The sequence below is a fragment of the Bradyrhizobium iriomotense genome (assembly GCF_018129405.1).
In the GTDB taxonomy this organism is placed as follows: Bacteria; Pseudomonadota; Alphaproteobacteria; order Rhizobiales; family Xanthobacteraceae; genus Bradyrhizobium; species Bradyrhizobium iriomotense_B.
This window is the reverse complement of the sequence record NZ_JAFCLP010000020.1, coordinates 122,849-140,450: the sequence shown is the minus strand read 5'-3', so window position 1 is coordinate 140,450 and position 17,602 is coordinate 122,849. Positions and strand designations below refer to the sequence as shown.

At 63.2% G+C, this 17,602-nt stretch carries 17 protein-coding genes and 1 tRNA gene; 7 read left to right on the top strand and 11 right to left on the bottom strand.

Going from position 1 to position 17,602, the window contains the following annotated elements:
* Positions 1–91 precede the first annotated feature (91 nt).
* From JQ592_RS30875 to JQ592_RS30865, 3 genes are all read left to right on the top strand, one after another.
* Entirely contained in the window at positions 92–1,150 is a 1,059-nt protein-coding gene (locus tag JQ592_RS30875) for a phosphotransferase family protein (RefSeq protein ID WP_211406510.1), read from the top strand.
* Between the two features lie 279 nt (positions 1,151–1,429).
* Positions 1,430–1,771 carry an NIPSNAP family protein gene (locus JQ592_RS30870; protein WP_211406509.1) on the top strand — a complete coding sequence of 114 codons (342 nt, stop codon included), beginning with the start codon at positions 1,430–1,432 and terminating at the stop codon, positions 1,769–1,771.
* A gap of 21 nt (positions 1,772–1,792) precedes the next feature.
* Positions 1,793–2,419, top strand: a complete 627-nt coding sequence (locus JQ592_RS30865) for a LysE family translocator (protein ID WP_211406508.1) — start codon at positions 1,793–1,795, stop codon at positions 2,417–2,419.
* A gap of 105 nt (positions 2,420–2,524) precedes the next feature.
* Here JQ592_RS30865 and argE read toward each other — a convergent pair whose 3' ends face one another.
* Both argE and JQ592_RS30855 read right to left on the bottom strand, forming a co-directional pair.
* Positions 2,525–3,694, bottom strand: coding sequence for an acetylornithine deacetylase (argE, locus tag JQ592_RS30860; protein ID WP_211406507.1), 1,170 nt, complete (start codon positions 3,692–3,694; stop codon positions 2,525–2,527).
* A gap of 1,061 nt (positions 3,695–4,755) precedes the next feature.
* The gene (locus tag JQ592_RS30855; protein ID WP_211406506.1) at positions 4,756–5,541 is read right to left on the bottom strand and encodes an SDR family NAD(P)-dependent oxidoreductase; all 786 of its coding nucleotides are present in this window, start codon (positions 5,539–5,541) and stop codon (positions 4,756–4,758) included.
* A 134-nt stretch (positions 5,542–5,675) separates the two neighbouring features.
* Here JQ592_RS30855 and JQ592_RS30850 point away from each other — a divergent pair, with 134 nt between their 5' ends.
* Together JQ592_RS30850 and JQ592_RS30845 are read left to right on the top strand one after the other, a co-directional pair.
* Positions 5,676–6,374 (top strand): histidine phosphatase family protein, encoded by a 699-nt coding sequence (locus JQ592_RS30850; protein ID WP_211406505.1) that lies wholly within the window; start codon positions 5,676–5,678, stop codon positions 6,372–6,374.
* Between the two features lie 122 nt (positions 6,375–6,496).
* Positions 6,497–7,264, top strand: coding sequence for an SDR family NAD(P)-dependent oxidoreductase (locus JQ592_RS30845; RefSeq protein ID WP_211406504.1), 768 nt, complete (start codon positions 6,497–6,499; stop codon positions 7,262–7,264).
* A gap of 159 nt (positions 7,265–7,423) precedes the next feature.
* On the opposite strand, the gene JQ592_RS30840 is transcribed toward JQ592_RS30845, so the two are convergent.
* Positions 7,424–8,650, bottom strand: a complete 1,227-nt coding sequence (locus tag JQ592_RS30840) for a serine hydrolase domain-containing protein (RefSeq protein WP_211406503.1) — start codon at positions 8,648–8,650, stop codon at positions 7,424–7,426.
* 148 nt (positions 8,651–8,798) lie between these two features.
* Between JQ592_RS30840 and JQ592_RS30835 the strand changes: the two genes are divergently transcribed.
* Positions 8,799–8,874 (top strand) — tRNA-Trp (locus JQ592_RS30835).
* Positions 8,875–8,900: 26 nt separating this feature from the next.
* Here JQ592_RS30835 and JQ592_RS30830 read toward each other — a convergent pair.
* The 5 genes from JQ592_RS30830 to JQ592_RS30810 form a co-directional block, all read right to left on the bottom strand.
* On the bottom strand, positions 8,901–9,098 hold the full coding sequence (locus JQ592_RS30830; RefSeq protein WP_211406502.1) for a hypothetical protein: 198 nt from the start codon (positions 9,096–9,098) through the stop codon (positions 8,901–8,903).
* Between the two features lie 89 nt (positions 9,099–9,187).
* Entirely contained in the window at positions 9,188–10,114 is a 927-nt protein-coding gene (locus JQ592_RS30825; protein ID WP_211406501.1) for an FkbM family methyltransferase, read from the bottom strand.
* Between the two features lie 216 nt (positions 10,115–10,330).
* Complete coding sequence (locus tag JQ592_RS30820; RefSeq protein WP_211406500.1) at positions 10,331–11,092, bottom strand: glycosyltransferase family 2 protein; 762 nt, start codon at positions 11,090–11,092, stop codon at positions 10,331–10,333.
* Between the two features lie 126 nt (positions 11,093–11,218).
* Positions 11,219–11,683 carry a hypothetical protein gene (locus tag JQ592_RS30815; RefSeq protein ID WP_349630509.1) on the bottom strand — a complete coding sequence of 155 codons (465 nt, stop codon included), beginning with the start codon at positions 11,681–11,683 and terminating at the stop codon, positions 11,219–11,221.
* A 48-nt stretch (positions 11,684–11,731) separates the two neighbouring features.
* On the bottom strand, positions 11,732–12,238 hold the full coding sequence (locus JQ592_RS30810) for a hypothetical protein (RefSeq protein ID WP_211406498.1): 507 nt from the start codon (positions 12,236–12,238) through the stop codon (positions 11,732–11,734).
* 177 nt (positions 12,239–12,415) lie between these two features.
* Between JQ592_RS30810 and JQ592_RS30805 the strand changes: the two genes are divergently transcribed.
* Positions 12,416–14,077, top strand: coding sequence for a hypothetical protein (locus JQ592_RS30805; RefSeq protein WP_211406497.1), 1,662 nt, complete (start codon positions 12,416–12,418; stop codon positions 14,075–14,077).
* Here the strand turns inward: JQ592_RS30805 and JQ592_RS30800 are convergent.
* Genes JQ592_RS30800 through JQ592_RS30790 form a run of 3 tightly spaced genes read right to left on the bottom strand, consistent with a single transcriptional unit; the run spans position 14,067 to position 17,520 of the window.
* The gene (locus JQ592_RS30800; protein WP_211406496.1) at positions 14,067–15,101 is read right to left on the bottom strand and encodes a Gfo/Idh/MocA family protein; all 1,035 of its coding nucleotides are present in this window, start codon (positions 15,099–15,101) and stop codon (positions 14,067–14,069) included. The genes JQ592_RS30805 and JQ592_RS30800 overlap by 11 nt on opposite strands.
* Before the next feature lie 3 nt (positions 15,102–15,104).
* A complete protein-coding gene (locus JQ592_RS30795; RefSeq protein WP_211406495.1) occupies positions 15,105–16,310 on the bottom strand; it encodes a class I SAM-dependent methyltransferase in 1,206 nt (401 codons plus the stop codon).
* Positions 16,303–17,520 carry a class I SAM-dependent methyltransferase gene (locus tag JQ592_RS30790; RefSeq protein ID WP_211406494.1) on the bottom strand — a complete coding sequence of 406 codons (1,218 nt, stop codon included), beginning with the start codon at positions 17,518–17,520 and terminating at the stop codon, positions 16,303–16,305. Before JQ592_RS30790 ends, JQ592_RS30795 begins: the two co-directional genes overlap by 8 nt.
* Positions 17,521–17,602: the final 82 nt, after the last annotated feature.

Genomic DNA, 17,602 nt, shown 5'->3' with positions numbered 1-17,602 from the left:
GATGCGCAAGCATCGAACCCGGAATCTCGAGATTCCGGGTTCTCGCTGTGCGAGCCCCGGAATGACGACAATGAGAAGAGGGAGCGTCACCGTGGCTGACGGCGTCAGGAAAGACGAGGAGTTCTCGGGCACCAAGCCGGTCGAGGAGCGGCATCGTTTCGACGAGCTGCGCCTCGAGGCGTGGATGCACGAGCACGTCGAAGGTTTTGAAGGCCCGCTGGTCGTTCTGCAGTTCAAGGGCGGCCAGTCCAATCCGACCTACCGCCTCAACACGCCGAAGCGTTCCTACGTGATGCGCCGCAAGCCGTTCGGCAAGCTGTTGCCCTCGGCGCATGCGGTCGATCGCGAATATCGCGTCATTGCGGCGCTTGGAAAGCAGGGCTTTCCGGTCGCGCATGCCTTTGCGCTGTGCCAGGACGACAGCGTCATTGGCGCTGCCTTCTACATCATGTCGATGGAGGAGGGCCGGGTGTTCTGGGATCCGACGCTGCCGAGCCAGGATCCCGACGCGCGCCGAAAAATCTTCACCAGCAAGATCGAGACCCTGGCCAAGCTGCACATGTTCGACCCCGTCGCGATCGGTCTCGGCGACTTCGGCAAGCCCGGAAACTATTTCGCGCGGCAGATCGACCGCTGGACCAAGCAGTACCGGGCGTCCGAGACCCAGCACATTCCCGAGTTCGAGAAGGTCGCCGAATGGCTGCCCAAGACCGTGCCGGAGCAGGCGCGCGTCTCGATCGTCCACGGCGACTATCGCCTCGACAACATGATTTTCCACGCAACGGAACCGCGCGTGCAGGCCGTGCTGGACTGGGAGCTGTCGACGCTCGGCGATCCCATGGCCGACTTCACCTATCTGCTCATGCAGTGGATCATGCCGGGCCTGCAGGGCGTCGACCTCAAGGCGCTCAACATCCCGAGCCTGGAAGAGGCGGCGCAGATCTATTGCAACGTCACCCAGATGAGCGTCCCCGACCTCAACTGGTATTTCTCCTACAATCTGTTCCGCCTCGCGGGCATCACGCAAGGCATCGCCGGCCGCATCCGCGACGGCACCGCCGCCAACGCCAAGGCGCTGGAGTCAGCCAAGCGCACCGTGCCGCTGTCGCAGGCCTCATGGCACTACGCGCAGAAGGCGGGCGCGGTGTAGGAATGGTGAAGGCGCGGCTGGTGGCCGCGCCTTTTTTGTGGTACGCCGCCGTTCCCACACACTCCGCGTCATTGCCCGCGAAGGCGGGCAATCCAGTATTCCAGAGACAGCAGTGCTTGAACCGAGAAGCCGCGGCGTACTGGATGCCCCGGTCAAGCCGGGGCATGACACCTGTAGGGCATGCAAAGGCGCATAGCGCTGTGCCCACCATGTCTCCGAGATCGCGACCTTTGATATCCCGCGGCTCGATCCTATCTCCGCCAGGCACGGAGACCGATCATGATCCAGCAACTGCGCATCTACGAAATCTTCGAGAAGAACAAGGCCGCATTCCACGCCCGCTTTCGCGATCACGCCGCACGCATCATGCGAACCAGATATGGCTTCCGGATCGTGGCGATGTGGGAAACCAAGTTCGGCGACCGCACCGAGTTCACCTATCTGCTGGAATGGCCGGACGAGGCGACCAAGACATCGGCATGGACGGCCTTCATGGCGGATGCCGAGTGGAGCGAGATCAAGCGGGTCACTCACGTGGAGCATGGACTCATGGTAGGTCAGATCGAGGACCGCTTGCTTGTGCCGGTGGATTACTCGCCGTCGCTCAGCCTCCAGCACTGATCCGCCTTCGGAGCCGCGACTATGATTGATCACGCCACTCTCATCACGTACGTCCTCATCGTGCTCGGTTTCGTGTTCATTCCGGGCCCGGCAACGCTGCTCACCATGGCGCGGGCCGTCAGCTCGGGAACGAAGGTGGGCGTCGCGACGGGCGCGGGGATTGCGGCCGGTGACTTGATCCACACCAGCATGGCGATCGTAGGCCTCTCGGCGATCATCGCGACATCCGCGCTGCTCTTCAGCGTCGTCAAATATGCCGGCGCGGCGTTCCTGATCTATCTCGGCATTCGCGCCATGCTCGACAAGGCGCCGATCGAGCTGAAGGGCGGCGCGCCCGCGATCGGCGCGGGCCGCGCCTTCCGGCAGGCCGTGCTGACTGAAGTGCTCAATCCCAAGACCGCGCTGTTCTTCCTCGCCTTCCTGCCGCAATTCGTGCGGCCGGAGCACGGTGCGATCGCAGTTCAGCTTGCAATCCTCGGCACCGTCTTCGTGCTGCTCGGCCTGCTCAGCACCGTCGTGTTCGCCGTCGGCGCCGGGCGTCTTGGCGACGTTCTTCGCAGACATCCCGCAGTGGTGAAGTGGCAGGGCAAGGTGGTCGGGACGATCTACTGCGCCGTCGGCGTCCGGCTGGCCTTGCAGGAGCGCTGAGCGGCAGCGTGCTGCCGTAGCCCGGATGAGCGAAGCGATATCCGGGGCAGGTGGTCCCGCATGTCGCTTCGCTCATGGCGGGCTACGCGGCCACGCTGGCGGTTGTTACTTCGTACAATGCGCGATCAGCCTCTCCACGAAGCCTGCGCACTTCTCCAGCTCTGCCATCTCCACGAACTCATCCGGCGTGTGCGCCTGCGCGATCGCGCCGGGGCCGATCACCACGGACGGGATGTCGGCCATGCTGGCGAACAGGCTCGCTTCGGTGCCGAAGGCGACCTTGGCGTGGTCGTTACGGCCGGCAAGGCTTTTGGCCAGCGTGACGATCGCCGCATCGGCGGCCGTATCGAGCGCGGGATAGTCGAGGATCTCCTCGAAATCGATGCCGCACTCCGGATGTCTCGCCTTCATCGCCGGTTCGAGTTCGGCCTTGGCCCAGGCGACGATCGCATCCGTCACCTCGCGCGACTCGGCGATGCCGATGCCGCGGCATTCGAAATCCACCGTGCAGGTGTCGGGCACGATGTTGAGCGCGGCGCCGCCATGCACGATGCTGGTGAGTAGCGTCGAGTGCGGAACGTCGTAGAGGCTGTCGGTCGATCGCGCGGCCGCGAGTGCCACGGCGCGGCGGCGGATCTCGACGATCAGCTCGGCGGCATATTCGATCGCATTGACGCCCTCGGGCGCGATCGAGGAATGGCGCGCGAGCCCGTGGAACGTCGCGCGCACGCCGTGCTTGCCCTTGTGGCCGATGATAACCTGCATCTGGGTCGGCTCACCGATGAAGGCGCCGAGCGGCCTGACCCTCTTCTTCGCGACCTCGCGCAGCATCGGCCGCACGCCGACGCAGCCGATCTCCTCGTCATAGGAGATCGCCAGGTGGATCGGCGTCTTGAGCCTGGCCTCCACCATCTCCGGCACCATGGCAAGGCACACCGCGACGAAGCCCTTCATGTCGGTGGTGCCGCGGCCGTAGAGCTTGCCGTCGCGCTCCACCAGCTTGAACGGATCATGACTCCAGTCCTGGCCGACGACAGGCACCACGTCGGTATGGCCCGAGAGCACGAAGCCCGGCTGGTCCTGCGGCCCGATCGTGACCCACAGCGAAGCTTTCTGCCCGGTCTCGTCGGTGATGCGCTCGCCCTTGATGCCGAACGAGGCGAGATAGCTCTCGATATGGGCAATCAGAGGCAGGTTGGTGCGGTCGCTGATGGTGTCGAAGCCGACGAGGTCGGCGAGGAGCTTGCGGATGCGGTCGGGTCTTGAGCTTGGCATTGTCACGGTCTTGTCAGGGAATGGAGGCTGAGTTGCCTGCAGGAACCATACCAACGTGGCGGCGGGTGGTGCAAATCAACACAGACCCGTAGCCCGGGTGAGCGTAGCGACACCCGGGAAAAGCGAGTGCCGTGAATCCCGGATGTCGCTTCGCTCATCCGGGCTACGAGACCTTGTGTTGCCTGTCGGGCAAAACACCCAAACGATCGGTCAAGACGCCTCGCCAAAAATATTCCACTTTACCGAAATTCGGAAACGGCGTATGTGTCGCGGCAACCCGGCCCAAGGAAGAGGGGCGTATCGCGATCGTCACGAACGCGGGCCGGGCGGCGGTGGACGTGGGCCGCATCGGCGCGAAAAGCTTCGCAGGGCGGAGAGCCGTGAGCGAAGACCTCGCGCCAACGACAGGTGCGGCTTACGTACGGCAAAATCGTGTGGTCCTGACGCCCGGGGTCTGTGCGTCAAGTCTTGCGGTGATGTTGCGGCCCGACCGGGTCCGCACGTCAGTCATCCGCAAGGCGACGGGGGCAATAGTGCATCGCTCCCCGGGGAGATCACGACATAAGCCGTAAAACCACTGCGCAGGGAAGGCCGGATGTTTGGCTTCACCTGTATGCCGCTGTGCAAATTCCTTGTTGCCGCCTTTCGCACAGTGGACCGTGGGTGCCCGGCCGGCACCCGGCCTTCCCTGCGCCCTTTTCACCGGGGGCAGCCAAGCAAAGCTCGGGCGGAAGATGCCGCGAGGATGCGAAGGTGTGTCTGCGAATGGCAATGCGAATTGAACGAGCGCCGCTCTTGCTCACACTCCGTCATTGCGAGGAGCCCTTGCGACGAAGCAATCCAGACTGCCTCCGCTGAGGCATTCTGGATTGCTTCGCTGCGCTCGCAATGACGGCGTTGATGCAGATGCGCACGAAAACTCAGGTCTCGTGCCCCGGACGCAGCGCAGCGCTTTTTCAGCGGTGCGCTGCAGAGCCGGGGCCCATGCTTGCGACACTCTGGGTCCCGGCTCTGCGCCGCAACGTTTACGCGCTGCGTCGCGTCCGGGACACGGGGGCGAACTACACCGGCTTCCCCGTATACGGCATCGACGCCGTCAAACCGCCGTCCACCGGGAACGCCTGCCCATTCACATACGAGGCCTCGTCGCTTGCCAGGAACAGTCCCATTGCAGCGAGCTCGTGTGGCTGTCCGGCGCGCTTGAGCGGGTTGAGCTGGCCGATCTTGTCTTGGGTGCCGCGCTCTTTGGCGCGGTCGAAGATCGGCTTGGTCATGCCGGTCTCGATCAGGCCCGGGCACACCGCGTTGATACGCACGCCGGTGCCGGTGAGCGAATAGGCGGTGGTCTGCACTAGGCTGATCACGCCAGCCTTGCTCGCGGCATAGGGATGCCCGCTCGCGCCGGCCTTGAGGCCCGCGACAGAGGCGGTCAGCACGATCGCGCCCGACTGCTGCTTGACCATGTGCGGCATCGCATGTTTCACCGCGAGGAACGGTCCGATCAGATTGATGCGCAAAATCTCCTGCCAATGCTCGACGGTCTGCTCGGCGAGCGGAACGAGTCCGCCGGAGACGCCGGCATTGGCCCAGATCACGTCGAGCCGGCCGTGCGTCTTCACCGCCTTGTCGATGACGGCGATCACGTCCTTTTCGGAGCCGGCATCGGCCACCATCGCTTCCGCGACACCGCCGGCCTTCTTGATCTCCGCGACGGTCTCGTTCACCGCCTCGGTGCGATCCACCGCGATCAGTTTTGCGCCTTCCTTGGTGAACAGCAGCGCAGCCGCACGGCCGATGCCGCTGCCGGCGCCGGTGATGATGACGGATTTGCCTTGCAGACGGCCCATGCGTTTCTCCCTCTGGTGCCTCGCGTGACGCTTGCCGCGCGACGGAATTTCAAACAAGATTTCAAACGGTAAAGTGTCTTGAGACACGTTGCCTACTCACGTACAGCGACATCAGACGGGATGGAAGGGTTTCGATGGCAGCCGAAGACAAGCCCAATGTGGTCACGACACGATGGTGGTGGGTCCGTCACGCGCCGGTGCGCAATGACGGCGGCAACATCTACGGGCAGAGCGACATCGCCTGTGACACCAGCGATACTTACGTGTTCAATGCCGTTGCCAAGGTGCTGCCACGCAAGGGGGTCTGGTATTCGAGCAATCTGATGCGCACGCATCAGACGGCCGAAGCGATCTGGGCGGCCGGTTTTCCGCGGCCTGCCTCGATGAAACGGGAAGCGGACCTCGCCGAGCAGAATCTCGGCCGGTGGCAGGGTATGAACCGCGCCCAGTTCATCGCCAGCCGCCCCGTTGGCACGAGCTGGTTCGCCGATATCAACGAGCCCGCGCCCGGCGGCGAGAGTTTCATGGATCTCTACAACCGCACGCGCCGCACCATCGAGCGGATCAACGTGGAGGCGGCCGGGCAGGACATCATCGCGGTTGCACATGGCGGCACCATCAAGGCTGCGATCGGCCTTGCACTCGACGGCCAGGTGGAGCGGGCGCTGTCCTTCGATATCGATAATGTCTCGATCACGCGGCTCGACTATTTCGCAAGCCCGGAGCGCACCGTCTGGCGATTGCCGATGGTCAATCAGCAACCGTGGATCGCTGACGACGCGCACGCGGCGATGCATCAGCCGGCAGGACCGGAAGTCAAGAAGCTCGCGTGATTTAAGTTGTCATTCCGGGGCGATGCAAAGCATCGAACCCGGAATCTCGAGATTCCGGGTCCGGTCCTACGGACCGTCCCGGAATGACATCGCCTACGAAAATCAAAATCTGGGAGAGAAACATGACCTTGTTCGACATGAAGGGGAAAGTCGCCGTCATCACGGGATCGACGCGCGGCATCGGGCTTGCGATCGCCGAGCGCATGGCCGAGCACGGCGCCAAGGTGGTGATTTCCTCGCGCAAGGCCGATGTGTGCGAGCAGGTGGCGAAAGGCATCAGCGACAAGTTCGGCAAGGGGACTGCCGTCGCGGTCGCCGCCAACATCTCCTCGAAGGAGAACCTGCAAAACCTCGTCGATGAGAGCAACCGTGCCTTCGGCAAGATCGACGTGCTGGTCTGCAACGCGGCATCGAACCCGTATTACGGGCCGCTCGCCGGCATCTCCGACGATCAGTTCAGAAAAATTCTCGACAACAACATCGTCGCCAACAACTGGCTGATCTCGATGGTGGTGCCGCAGATGATCGAACGCAAGGACGGCTCGATCATCATCGTCTCCTCGATCGGCGGCCTGAAGGGCTCGACTATCCTCGGCGCCTACGCGATCTCGAAAGCCGCCGACATGCAGCTTGCGCGCAACCTCGCTTGCGAATACGGCAAGCACAACATTCGCGTGAACTGCATCGCGCCCGGCCTGATCAAGACTGATTTTGCGAAGGCGCTGTGGGACAATCCGGAGAACCTGAAAGCCTCGACCTCGCGCTCGCCGCTGCTGCGCATCGGCATCCCCGACGAGATCGCCGGCGCGGCCGTGTTCCTGGGATCTGCGGCCGGCGACTTCATGACCGGCCAGACCATGGTGATCGACGGCGGCGCGACGATCAGTTGAGATAACCACAGGTGTCATCGCCCGCGAAGGCGGGCGATCCAGTACTCCGCGGCCGAAGTTATGTGAACGAACTGCCGCTGCGGAGTACTGGATGCCCCCGTCAAGCCGGGGCATGACAGCGAGTGTGAGGAGGCAGCGCCGCGTCTAACCGACGTCGCCTCACTCCACCGCCGCGTAAACCAGATCCCGCACCAAGGTCCGCGTGAAGTCGCGCTGGCCTGGCCCTTGGCTCATGAACACGGTGAACAGGTCCTCCTTCGGGTCGATCCAGAAGAACGTGCCCGCGATGCCGCTCCAGAAATACTGGCCGACGCTGCCGGGGAAGGGCGCGATGCCGGCCTGCGTGCGCACCGCGAAGCCGAGGCCGAAACCGTGCCCGGGCGACAGCAGCGTGCCGTTGGTGGCAACGCCGGGCCCGAGATGATCGGAGGCCATCAGCTCCAGCGTCTTGCGGCCGATGATCCTGTTGCCGTCGAGCGTGCCGCCGTTGCGCAGCATCAGCGCGAAGCGGGCGTAGTCCATCGTGGTGGAGACCAGACCCCCACCGCCGGATTCCATCACCGGCTGCTCGAGCATGTTGAAAAGGGCGACCTTGTCGCCGGTCCAGGGATCGGCCGCGAACGGCTCGGCGAGCCTGTTGGCATTGGCCCCGGAGGTCGCAAAGCCGGTCTCGGCCATCTGGAGCGGGGCCAGGACGCGCTCGCTCAAGAACGTACCGAGCGACTTGCCGCTGACGACCTCGATGATGCGGCCCAGGATGTCGGTGGAGCGGCTGTAGTTGAACTCGTCGCCGGGATGGCAGACCAGCGGGAAGCTCGCCACCAGCGCCGCGTGCTCGGCATTGGTGATCTTGCGGCTGCGGACGCGGGACTCCTGGTAGAGCTTGTGCACGGGCCCGTCGCCCTGGTGCTCGTAGGTGAGGCCGGAGGTATGGCGGAGCAGGTCCTGCACCGTCATTGCCCGCCTGGGCGGAACCAGCTCCAGCCTGCCGCCGCTGACCACGCCGACCTTCTGGTCAGCGAACTCCGGAATGAACTTGGCGACGGGATCGCCCAGCAGGAGGTAGCCGTCCTCGACCAGCGCCATGACCGCCACCGAGACGATCGGCTTGGTCATCGAGAAGATCCGGAAGATCGAATCGCGCGCCATCGGCGCTGCGCCCGCCGGGCTCTGCCTGCCGAGTGCCTCGAACCAGCCGACCTGGCCGCCCCTCGCCACCAGCACGGTGACGCCGGGGATGGTCCCCTTGTCGATCTCGCGCTGGAAGGCGTCCGACATGGCCTGCAGGCGGGGGCGCGACAGGCCGAGTGTCTCGGGCCTGGCTTCCGGCAAAGCCGGCGTCCGGGCTACGGTGGCGGAATTAAGGGCGGCTTGGGCGGCGTTCATGAGGGCTCCCGGGTTGTTCTTGTCGTTCGGGACGAACTGTCGCCCAGAAGTCGCAGTGTGAACAAGCGGCCCTTGTGCGCTTCTCCCTTGCAATCCGGTCGCCCCCTGTGCTTGAAAGCGGCCCTGAGCCGCGGCGACGCAGCTTCGTAGGAGTGTAGCTCAATTGGTAGAGCACCGGTCTCCAAAACCGGGGGTCGCAGGTTCGAGCCCTGCCACTCCTGCCACCCGATTTTCATCCATTTGATTTACCTCACGTTTTTGGCCGGTGCGACAGCGCCGGCTCAGTGGTGCGACAATCGCTGTTCTCCTTGCGATCCAGCGAGATCAGGAACATGGCCTCGCCAGCCAGGCGCTTTTGCTCTGCAGCCGTGGTACAGACCTCCGCCATCCGAACGGAGTCCCAATCGAACATGGCCATGAGCTGATGGGTGGTGCCGTTCCCGGCCACAAAACGTCCTCGGCGACGTCGGCAATGACTGTGGCGCGGTCCACAAGATCACCGTCGATGTAGGGCACCTTCCGGCCGCGAATCTTACGTCATGGTGGAGGGCTGCCAAATCCGATGAGGACGTCGCATTCCCCGGGCGTGACCAGAGGCAGTCTTGCTTCAAGCCGAGCTAGCTTTTGTTCGTTAACGGCGGTGCCGTCGATCACGAACCCTGGAAATTCCCTGAGTTTCTCCCAAACCCGCGCTGGGTCACTGCCCGAATTGCGCAAAGCGCTCGGGTTGAATTCAATAATGGCGCGCCACCATGAGGCTTGGCTGATCAGTCCTCCAACGCCTGCGAGAACGGCCTCCTCGAATCCCTCAACGTCCACCTTGAGCAACAATGATCTAGGCTGCGCGCCAAGTAGTTCTGGAACCAGCGTATCGAGGCGCCGGGTCGGTACCTTTGCGCTCGAGACGTCGGTGCCGTACCGATTTGGTCCGGAGCTAGGACTGGCGGCGGCGATCGAGGCGGAGCCGGTCTCCCTGGCGTTGAAAAAAAAATCCGTGTCCTCGCCGTCGCGATCGGCAATCGCAGCGTGAATAACCGCGGTTGCTTGGTATTGACCGAGCGTTGCTCGAAGGCATGGTATTAGAAGCGGATTCGCCTCGATGGCGATCATTTGTCTCGCGCCAAGTGCGGCGGCCGAAACCGAGAACTCTCCGTAATTCGCGCCAACATCGACACAGACGTCCGGCTTGAAACCAACGATCTGATTCCAAACGTCAATCTTCTCGCGCTGAGTGCCGCGCAGAACTGCGACGCGATACCCACGGTAATCATCGGTCAGCACCCTAATCCTTAGGCCCTGATAGACAGTCGCCCACCGAGTGGGGCCAAAGCGCAGCTTGGAACCAATGCTCCACGCCAGAAATCTCATTTGGTTGCTGGAGCGGTATGCGCCCGCTAAAACTCTTCTTGCCCGCGGAAATCGCTCCCGCGGCCAGAAGGCGCGCAGCCGTTTTCTGGAAAACATAAAATCCACCTATTGTGGCACCATATTAAGCACCTTGGCCGCCCGCTCAATCTCTACGTCGAGAATGGGAACCTCCGTGTTCGAGAGGAGGTGATACAGGCCTTGGCGCGCGCGGCTGCGCTGGATCTTCTTGATTAGAATTCGGCCATCCTGGAGCCCCACGATGCAGAGCTCGCCGACCTGGTCCATCCTGACGGGCCTATGCACGTCCGTGGATCAGCGTGCGGAGGTCCGGCCGGCTTCGACGGGAATCTGGCTGAGATCGACGTGTCGGATGGGAACGCGGCGGAGCAGCGAGAAGATCGTCCCGCCGAGCTCGAAATAGGTGTGTAGCCGCAGCGCACGGGAGGAGCCTTTCAGCTCCGCGTTCAGGCTGACCGGTACCTGCACATGGGTGAGGCCGAGCTGGAGCAGCGAGATCAACGCACAGATCTGATAGCCGTAGCCGTCGGCCTTGACCGCGATCCGGCGCAGCCATTTCACCGGGTACACGATCATGCTGTGGTAGTCGGACAGCCAGAAGCCGAACAGACAGTTTAAGATGAACCGCAGCGAATGCGACTGGATCGAACGGTTGACGGAACGGTCCGATTGATTGTCGCGGTAGGTGATCACCATGTTGGCGGCGCCCACCGCCTTTAACATCCTCTCAATGCCTTCGTTCTGGAAGGCATGATCGCCGGGGATCAGGGTGATGGCATCGAACTTCGCGCGCGACAGGGCGTATTCGAAGCCGGCACCGACGCCCCGCCGTTCGGGGTTATGATGCACTGTGATCCGCGGCTCCCCGGCCGCGAATTCGTCCATGATCGCGCCGGTGGCGTCGGTGCTGCCATCGTTGATCAGAAAGATCTCGAAATCGTCCAGCAGCTCGCGTGCGAGCGGCAGCACGCCGTCGATGGTATCGGCGATCTTCTCCTGCTCGTTCAGCGCAGGGATGACGATCGTAAGCCTTTTTGCCGCCCTGGAAGGTGTCATTGTCTACCGCCGTTACCGGCCACTCAGTACTGTTGGAACCCCACCCACAACTCTAGGTGATCAGAATGCAGCCAACAATATCGGTCCTGTCAGTCAGGTCAACGCAACTGCGTTGCATTCGGGCAACTACTCCCCAAAATCGTAGAGTCCGGTGTCGCCGATGCCGAAGGCACGCCGCAGCCGCCCGATCCGGCTTGCCATGATTTGCCCTGCCGCCGTCGCGGCAAACCGAGAATCGATCTGCTCGACCAGGCCGCCGTCAATCAAGATCCCGGTCCGTCCCTGGAACAGAGCTGGAACTTGTCGTTCCACAACGTCCGACAGCGGAGCCGTCCGGTCGGGCCGCTCGGCAAGACCGAGCAGGATGTCCAGCGAGACCGATTTGGAGACTGCGCCGAAAGCAAAAACGTAACCCATGACGCCAAAGCTGAAAATCGATGCGGCGTCCCAATAGCGGAATTGCGGAACGATCAAGACGCCGAACAGCACGCCAATAACATGCGAAACGACTGCGGTGATCGCGAGCACGATCACCGGTGCAAGCGACCATGCCCGCGCGCGAGCAACGGACTGCAGGACAGGCGCCAGCACGGCAAATGCGACGGCAGCGATGAAACCGACAGCGAATGACATCGTGGCTTATCCCAGCCCCGTTGAGAAGCGAACGAACTTGACGAGATGCGCCACCGCAAGCCCCTTGGCTGTCGGCGCCAATTTGCCGTCGGCGATGATCACCATCCCCGAACCGATCAGCAGCTTCAATCGATTGTGCGCGAAGTTACCGAGGTCGCCCCCCTGCATGTAGGCAGCAGCCCATTGCTCCAAGGTGAGGGGCGATCCGGCCCGGGCGAGCGCCGTGAGTAGCGTCAGGGTGAAGCCCCAGGCCAACAGGCTGAACAGGACGTAGCAAAGCATCATCGCCGTCGTCAGGAGGAAGAGGCCGCTGACCACGTCATCGAGATGCCTTGGACCTGGGATTGCGATGCAGGCGATCGCAAAAAGTACGACCACGCTGAGACAGCCCAGCCGAATACGGCGGCCAGCTCCGCGAATGGCAGTGATGCGTGCATAGCAAAGCAACAGCAGCGGAAGCGCGGCACTGAGACAGATCGCAGTTGTCTGCGCCGGGCCCGGTAGGAAGTTCATCGCGGAAGATCGCCTTGGACGCCTCGGTGCTGCCCAGTCTGTGCGGTGTCTATAGGAGGTCGGATTTTGGGGGTCAATGACCAATCGATATCCGGCCTTCCGGCTCTTGCGGCGCTCAGATAGGCATGCGAATTCTTGCCACCGATGCCGTCTCTTTCCCCTCCCAGTACATCCGGAATGCTGCGCGCGACAGTCGTTCTGCTGGTGCTGCTGCTGGTTGCGCATGCGCCGATGCTGCTGAACGACGGCCTCTTCATGGACGATTGGTTCGTGCTTAAGCCGCGTCCGGACTACACGATCGACATCGACTTCCTCCTGTCCGGTGCTGGCCATCCGATCTTCTACGGCTATGACACCTTCGCCAATTGGACCGGCGCGCCCGTCGCCGTGATGGTGGCGATGGCCTTCGCAGGAATTCTCCTCGGTGCGACGTGTCTGGTGCTCACCGCAACGCGGCTGGATCTGCTCGATCGCGCCGAGGCGGTTGGATTTGCGCTGATCGTCTGGACCTATCCCGGTTACCAGCTATGGGCGGGCAAGGCGAATGCGGTCTATGTACTCAGCTTCGGGCTCGTGTTCATGGGAACGTGGATCTTGACGCTCGCCTTCGGCGCTCATGGCCTGCGACGCGTTCTTCTTCGCATTGCCGGCGCGCTGGTATTCCTTCTGAGCTTCGCGCTCAACTCGACGATCGTGCTCTATACCTTCGTGGTGCTCGGTCTCTTTATCGCGATATGGCGGGGCGGGGACGCGGCACACGGCTTCGTTCGCCGCACATGGCTCGCAGCCTGGCGCTGCGCCCTGGGCTATCCGGAACTGATAGTGCTTCCTCTGGTCTATTGGGGCGCGCTCAATATCTGGTTCAAGCGAATCGGCGTGTACGCGCAGCACTATGGCGCCCATTTCCCGACGCTCGGCGAGTTGGCGAACGGCTGGAAAGTGTTCTTCATCACGAGTTGTTGGGACGTCGTGGTCGGCGTGCTCAAGATGACGATCGAGGCACCGGCGCCGCTCGTCGTGGCCGCACTCCTCATCGGCGCCGCCTTGTTTTTGTTGCGGTCCGAGGCGGAGCCGACCACCGCGAAATGTATGGTTGTCGCGCCGCTCCTGCTCGCCGTCGTCTTGTTTCTGGCCTTGTCGCTTCCCTATCTGGTCGCGGGATCGCGGCCCGACAGCTCGCACTTTTATGAGAGCCGTCATCTGCTGATGTTCGGCCTGCCATCGGCGTTGATCCTCCTCGGTCTCAAGCGATGGGTCGAACACGCGATTGGTCCGAAGGCAGCCTTCGCGATCGTGCTTGGATTTGGCTCGGTGCTGTCGATCGGCCTGCTGTGGAACACATACATGTTCATGCAGGCGAGAACGCTGAAGCAGGAGGCCCTCGCGAACGACCTCGTCAGCCGGGCCCAGCCGGCAGCAACGGTCTTCGCGCTCGATGACGGTTTCGTCGACTACCCCTCACGGCATGTTCCGTTCGGCGTCGCCGAGGTCACCGGCATGCTCCGCCTTGCCTGGGGCAATCAATCCTTCTTCGGATTTGCGTTGCGGGCCGAGCGTCCGACCGTCCTCCAGGAAATGGAAATGATGCGGACGGCGCCGGGAAGCGCGTTCCGTCATTTCGATCCGTCGGGGCCGCAGGCGACGATCTCGCTCCAGCCGGGTCCCGGCGCGGCGCCGAACCAGGCTCTGGCGCGCAAGTACTACGCATGCCGTCTGCTGTCGCGCTGCGACGTATCAGAGCTTCTGCGGCAACTCGCCGAGGTCACCATCAGGCCGGGGCCCATCGCGGGAATAATGCCACTCGGTCACCCGAAAGCGGACGCGATGCCTAACCGCTGACCTGCCGCTTCCAGATCGTCTCGGCAAGCACGATGTCGGTCACCGAATCTTCGCCGGACGCAAGCGGCGTCCGTCGTTCGACGATGTCGGCGACGAATGCATTGGCCTGACGCCGAAACGCCCAGCTGCCTTCGCCCGTCAGACGTGTGATTTGACCGTCCCGGTCGATGATGACCTCCGCCTCCTGCTCGGCAAAGGGTGGGGGCAACTCGATGGTCACCGCGCCCCGCTCGAACTCGATCCTCAGTCCCTCGCGCCAAGCACCTTCGGACCCGTTCGACAATTGCAGCTCACACGCGACGCCGTCGAAATCGAGCGTAACGGTCGCTGCGCCGGCGATCTCGACGGCGCTTGCGGCGACTGTCGGTGACGATCCGAGCAGGTAGCGCGCGAGGTTGATGATATGGCTGAACACATTCAGAAAGTTGTCGTAGCCGGGCCGCAACGCGCCCGGCATCCAGTCGGGACCATCCTGCCAGAGATCGAGCCCGTCCGGCCGGGTTTCGCCGGTCATGACGAAGTTGTCGTGCGATCGGCCGGTCTCGCCGCCGAAGCACCAGCCTGTTGCTCCGACAATGCGTCCGAGCGAGCCGTCTGCGCGCAAGCGAGTCAGTTCAGCCAGCGCGCGCGCTACGCCGGCGTCGTGACGCTTCATGTAGCCGATGCTGTAGACGAGGCGCTGTCGCCGCGCAGCTTCGACCAGCGAAGCGGCCTGAACCGTCGTGTAAGCCATCGGCTTCTCCGACAGCACGTGCCGGCCGCTGTTCAACGCGTCCAGCACGATCGGGCCGGTGGCGCGACGCTTCGTCACGACGACGGCGGCGGACACCTCGCTATCCGCGAGCAGCTCCCGGTGCGTGCTGTAGACCCGCGAGATGCCGAATTTCTGCGCGGCGGCGGCTGCCAGGTCGGGCCGGAGATCGGCGATCGCGACGACGCGGCAGGCGGGATTGGCAACGAAATTGGCGAGGTGGCACATCTGGCCGACCATGCCTGTTCCGATGATGCCAATGCCTGGCCTCACTGGCTACGATCCCTCGAGGCGCTTCCGGACGACGAGGAAATGCGCCGGCTGACCCCAGGTGTTGATGAACGCCGGGTCCGATTGGGTGAGGGCGGTGATCGCGGACGCATCGCGCCGCCCGATCGCGCCGAAGATGCGATGGAAACTATCGAGCGTCGCGGTGATGGCTTCGATGTCGGAAGCATCGTCGGCAAGAATGTCCGTCGTCAGGATCGTCTCGCGCAACGAAGCGAGGCTCGCGATCACGCGGGGCAGGCTGTCGCCGAAGGGGTCGTCGATCATCCTGTCGACATCGAGCACCAGCGCTTCGATCGAGGCCGAGATCGCGCTCACTGTGTCGGCTTGACCGACCAGATAAAGCTTTCGTCCGCCGAGGAAGCTCAGGCGGCTGCGGTCGAGGTGGCGCGCCGCGCGACGCAGCTTCTCGTCCGCCGACAGGACCTTCTTGTGCCAGTAGACATCCAGGCTGTCGTGATAGGCGGGCCATGCCGAATGGATGTCGAACCCCTGCTCATGTGCCGCGGTGCAGAGGGCGCCCGAATCGAGGAAGTACCGGTATCGGACGAACGGATTCTCGAGCACGTCCATCAGCCAGGATTCGAAGCTGCGGGTGTGCGGAATGCTGTTCCACTTCGCCTCGAACAGCGACTTCGCCGTCTCCAGCGCCGGTCGACCCGTCAGCACCTTGCCGGCGGCATGGATCGCCTTGAGCGCGAGCTCGAAGAAGCCGCCATAACGTTCGTAATAGGAAACGACGGCATAACCGTCCGGATTGAGCAGCCGGTTGAAGATGCCGAGCCATTTTTCGCTCGGCTGCACCGTGTAGATGAATCCTTCGGCATCGATGATGTCGAAACGTCGATCGCTGTGAAACCCCTCGACGTCGGCCAGCGCGAGTTCGCGCAGGCGCTCGGTCAGGCCGAAATGCGCAAAATAGGCCTCGATTTTCGGATGAGCATGCCGGTTCGGTTCGGCGAGGGTCATGTTCGCGCCCCAGCCGGCAAACACCAAGGCGTTCTCACCGGAGTCAGGACCGAATTCGAGCACCTCGGCGTCGCGGAACAGCCGCGGCGGCAGCGCGAGCTTGTCCAGAAACAGCTCGCGCCGCTGTCTGGCATATGCATCGAGTTCGGCGGCCGATTTGAAATTCCCGAACGTCGGCAGGACGCTCTGACGTTCGTAGTAATTGAAGAGCTTGTCGTCAGCCATGCCGCGACCCTGCGGCCGCTTCGAGGCGATCGAGCTCGCTCCAGATATCGGAGGGCGCGAAGATGGAGACGATGTGCAGCGGGCGCTTTACGTTCTCGCGCAACCGGCTGCTGACCTTGGCCTCGTTCTCCTGGTTCACGGCCAGAAGACAGACGAGCGCGTTCGACTTGCCGGTCAGGTCCTCCGGCGAGCGGATCGGGATTCCGGTGCCCGGCAGGAACAGCCCCTGGCGCTCCTTCTGGTCGTCAACCGAGAGGTCGATGAGGTCCGCCAGTTCGTGCGCATTGGTGAAAGTGCAGGCGCGGCAGCCTGCACCGTAGATGGCGATCTCGGCGCCGCTGGCGCGAGCCTTGGCGAGAATCGGTCGCAGGCGTGCGCCATACTCTCTTGCGCGCTGGCCGAACTTCTCGCCGACGCCGGCAGGGGCGGGCGGCGGTGTCACGGCATGCGCGGCGCGGCGGGCCGCGATCGCGAGGCTGCCGCCGCTGAAATTATACTTCTTCACGGACACCGCCTCGAAGCCGTGGCGCGCCAGCAGGGCGAGCAGGGTCGGCTCGGTGAAATAGCTGACGTGCTCCTCCCAGAGGACGGAGAGGTCTCCCGCCGTCGAGCCGGGATCAAAGTCGGGCACGTCGATGAACAGCAGCCCGTCGTCCTTGAGAGCGATCTTCACGCAATCGAAAAAGTTCTCGAAATCGACGATGTGCTCCAGCACTTGGCGCGAGACGACGAGGTCGAACTTGCCGGCCTGCGCCACGGCGTCGTGACACATCGCCGGGCTGATCATGTCGGCATAGACCTTGATGCCGCGCTCGCGGGCGATCTTGCCCGATACCGGGTTGGGCTCCACGCCGACCAGGACCTTCGCGCCGCGCTCGCGAAGCTTGTCCATGAACAGGCCGTCGTTGCAGCCGATCTCGAACACGGATTGATGCTTCGAGAATTTCGCAATGGTGTCGAGCTCGTCGACCTGGTGCGGTTCAGGCTTCCAGCTGCTGAAGTTATAATTGAACTGCCGATACAGGATGTCGGGATCGATCGGCTTGACGATCTGGGGCAGACCGCACTCGCCGCAGGCGAGGACCTCGAACGGGTACCGTTCGTCCTGCTCGTTCCGGCTGTGTCGCAGCCGATGCGCAATCGGCATCAATCCGAGGTCGATGACCGGTCGCAGGTCGGTCGAATGGCAGAGGCGGCAATGATCGGTCACGGGTCTAGCTCTTTGCAGGAAAAGTTCTGAAGTTGTGGCCCCGAGCCGTTACGGCCCGCAACTGGCAACCATTGTACGGCTA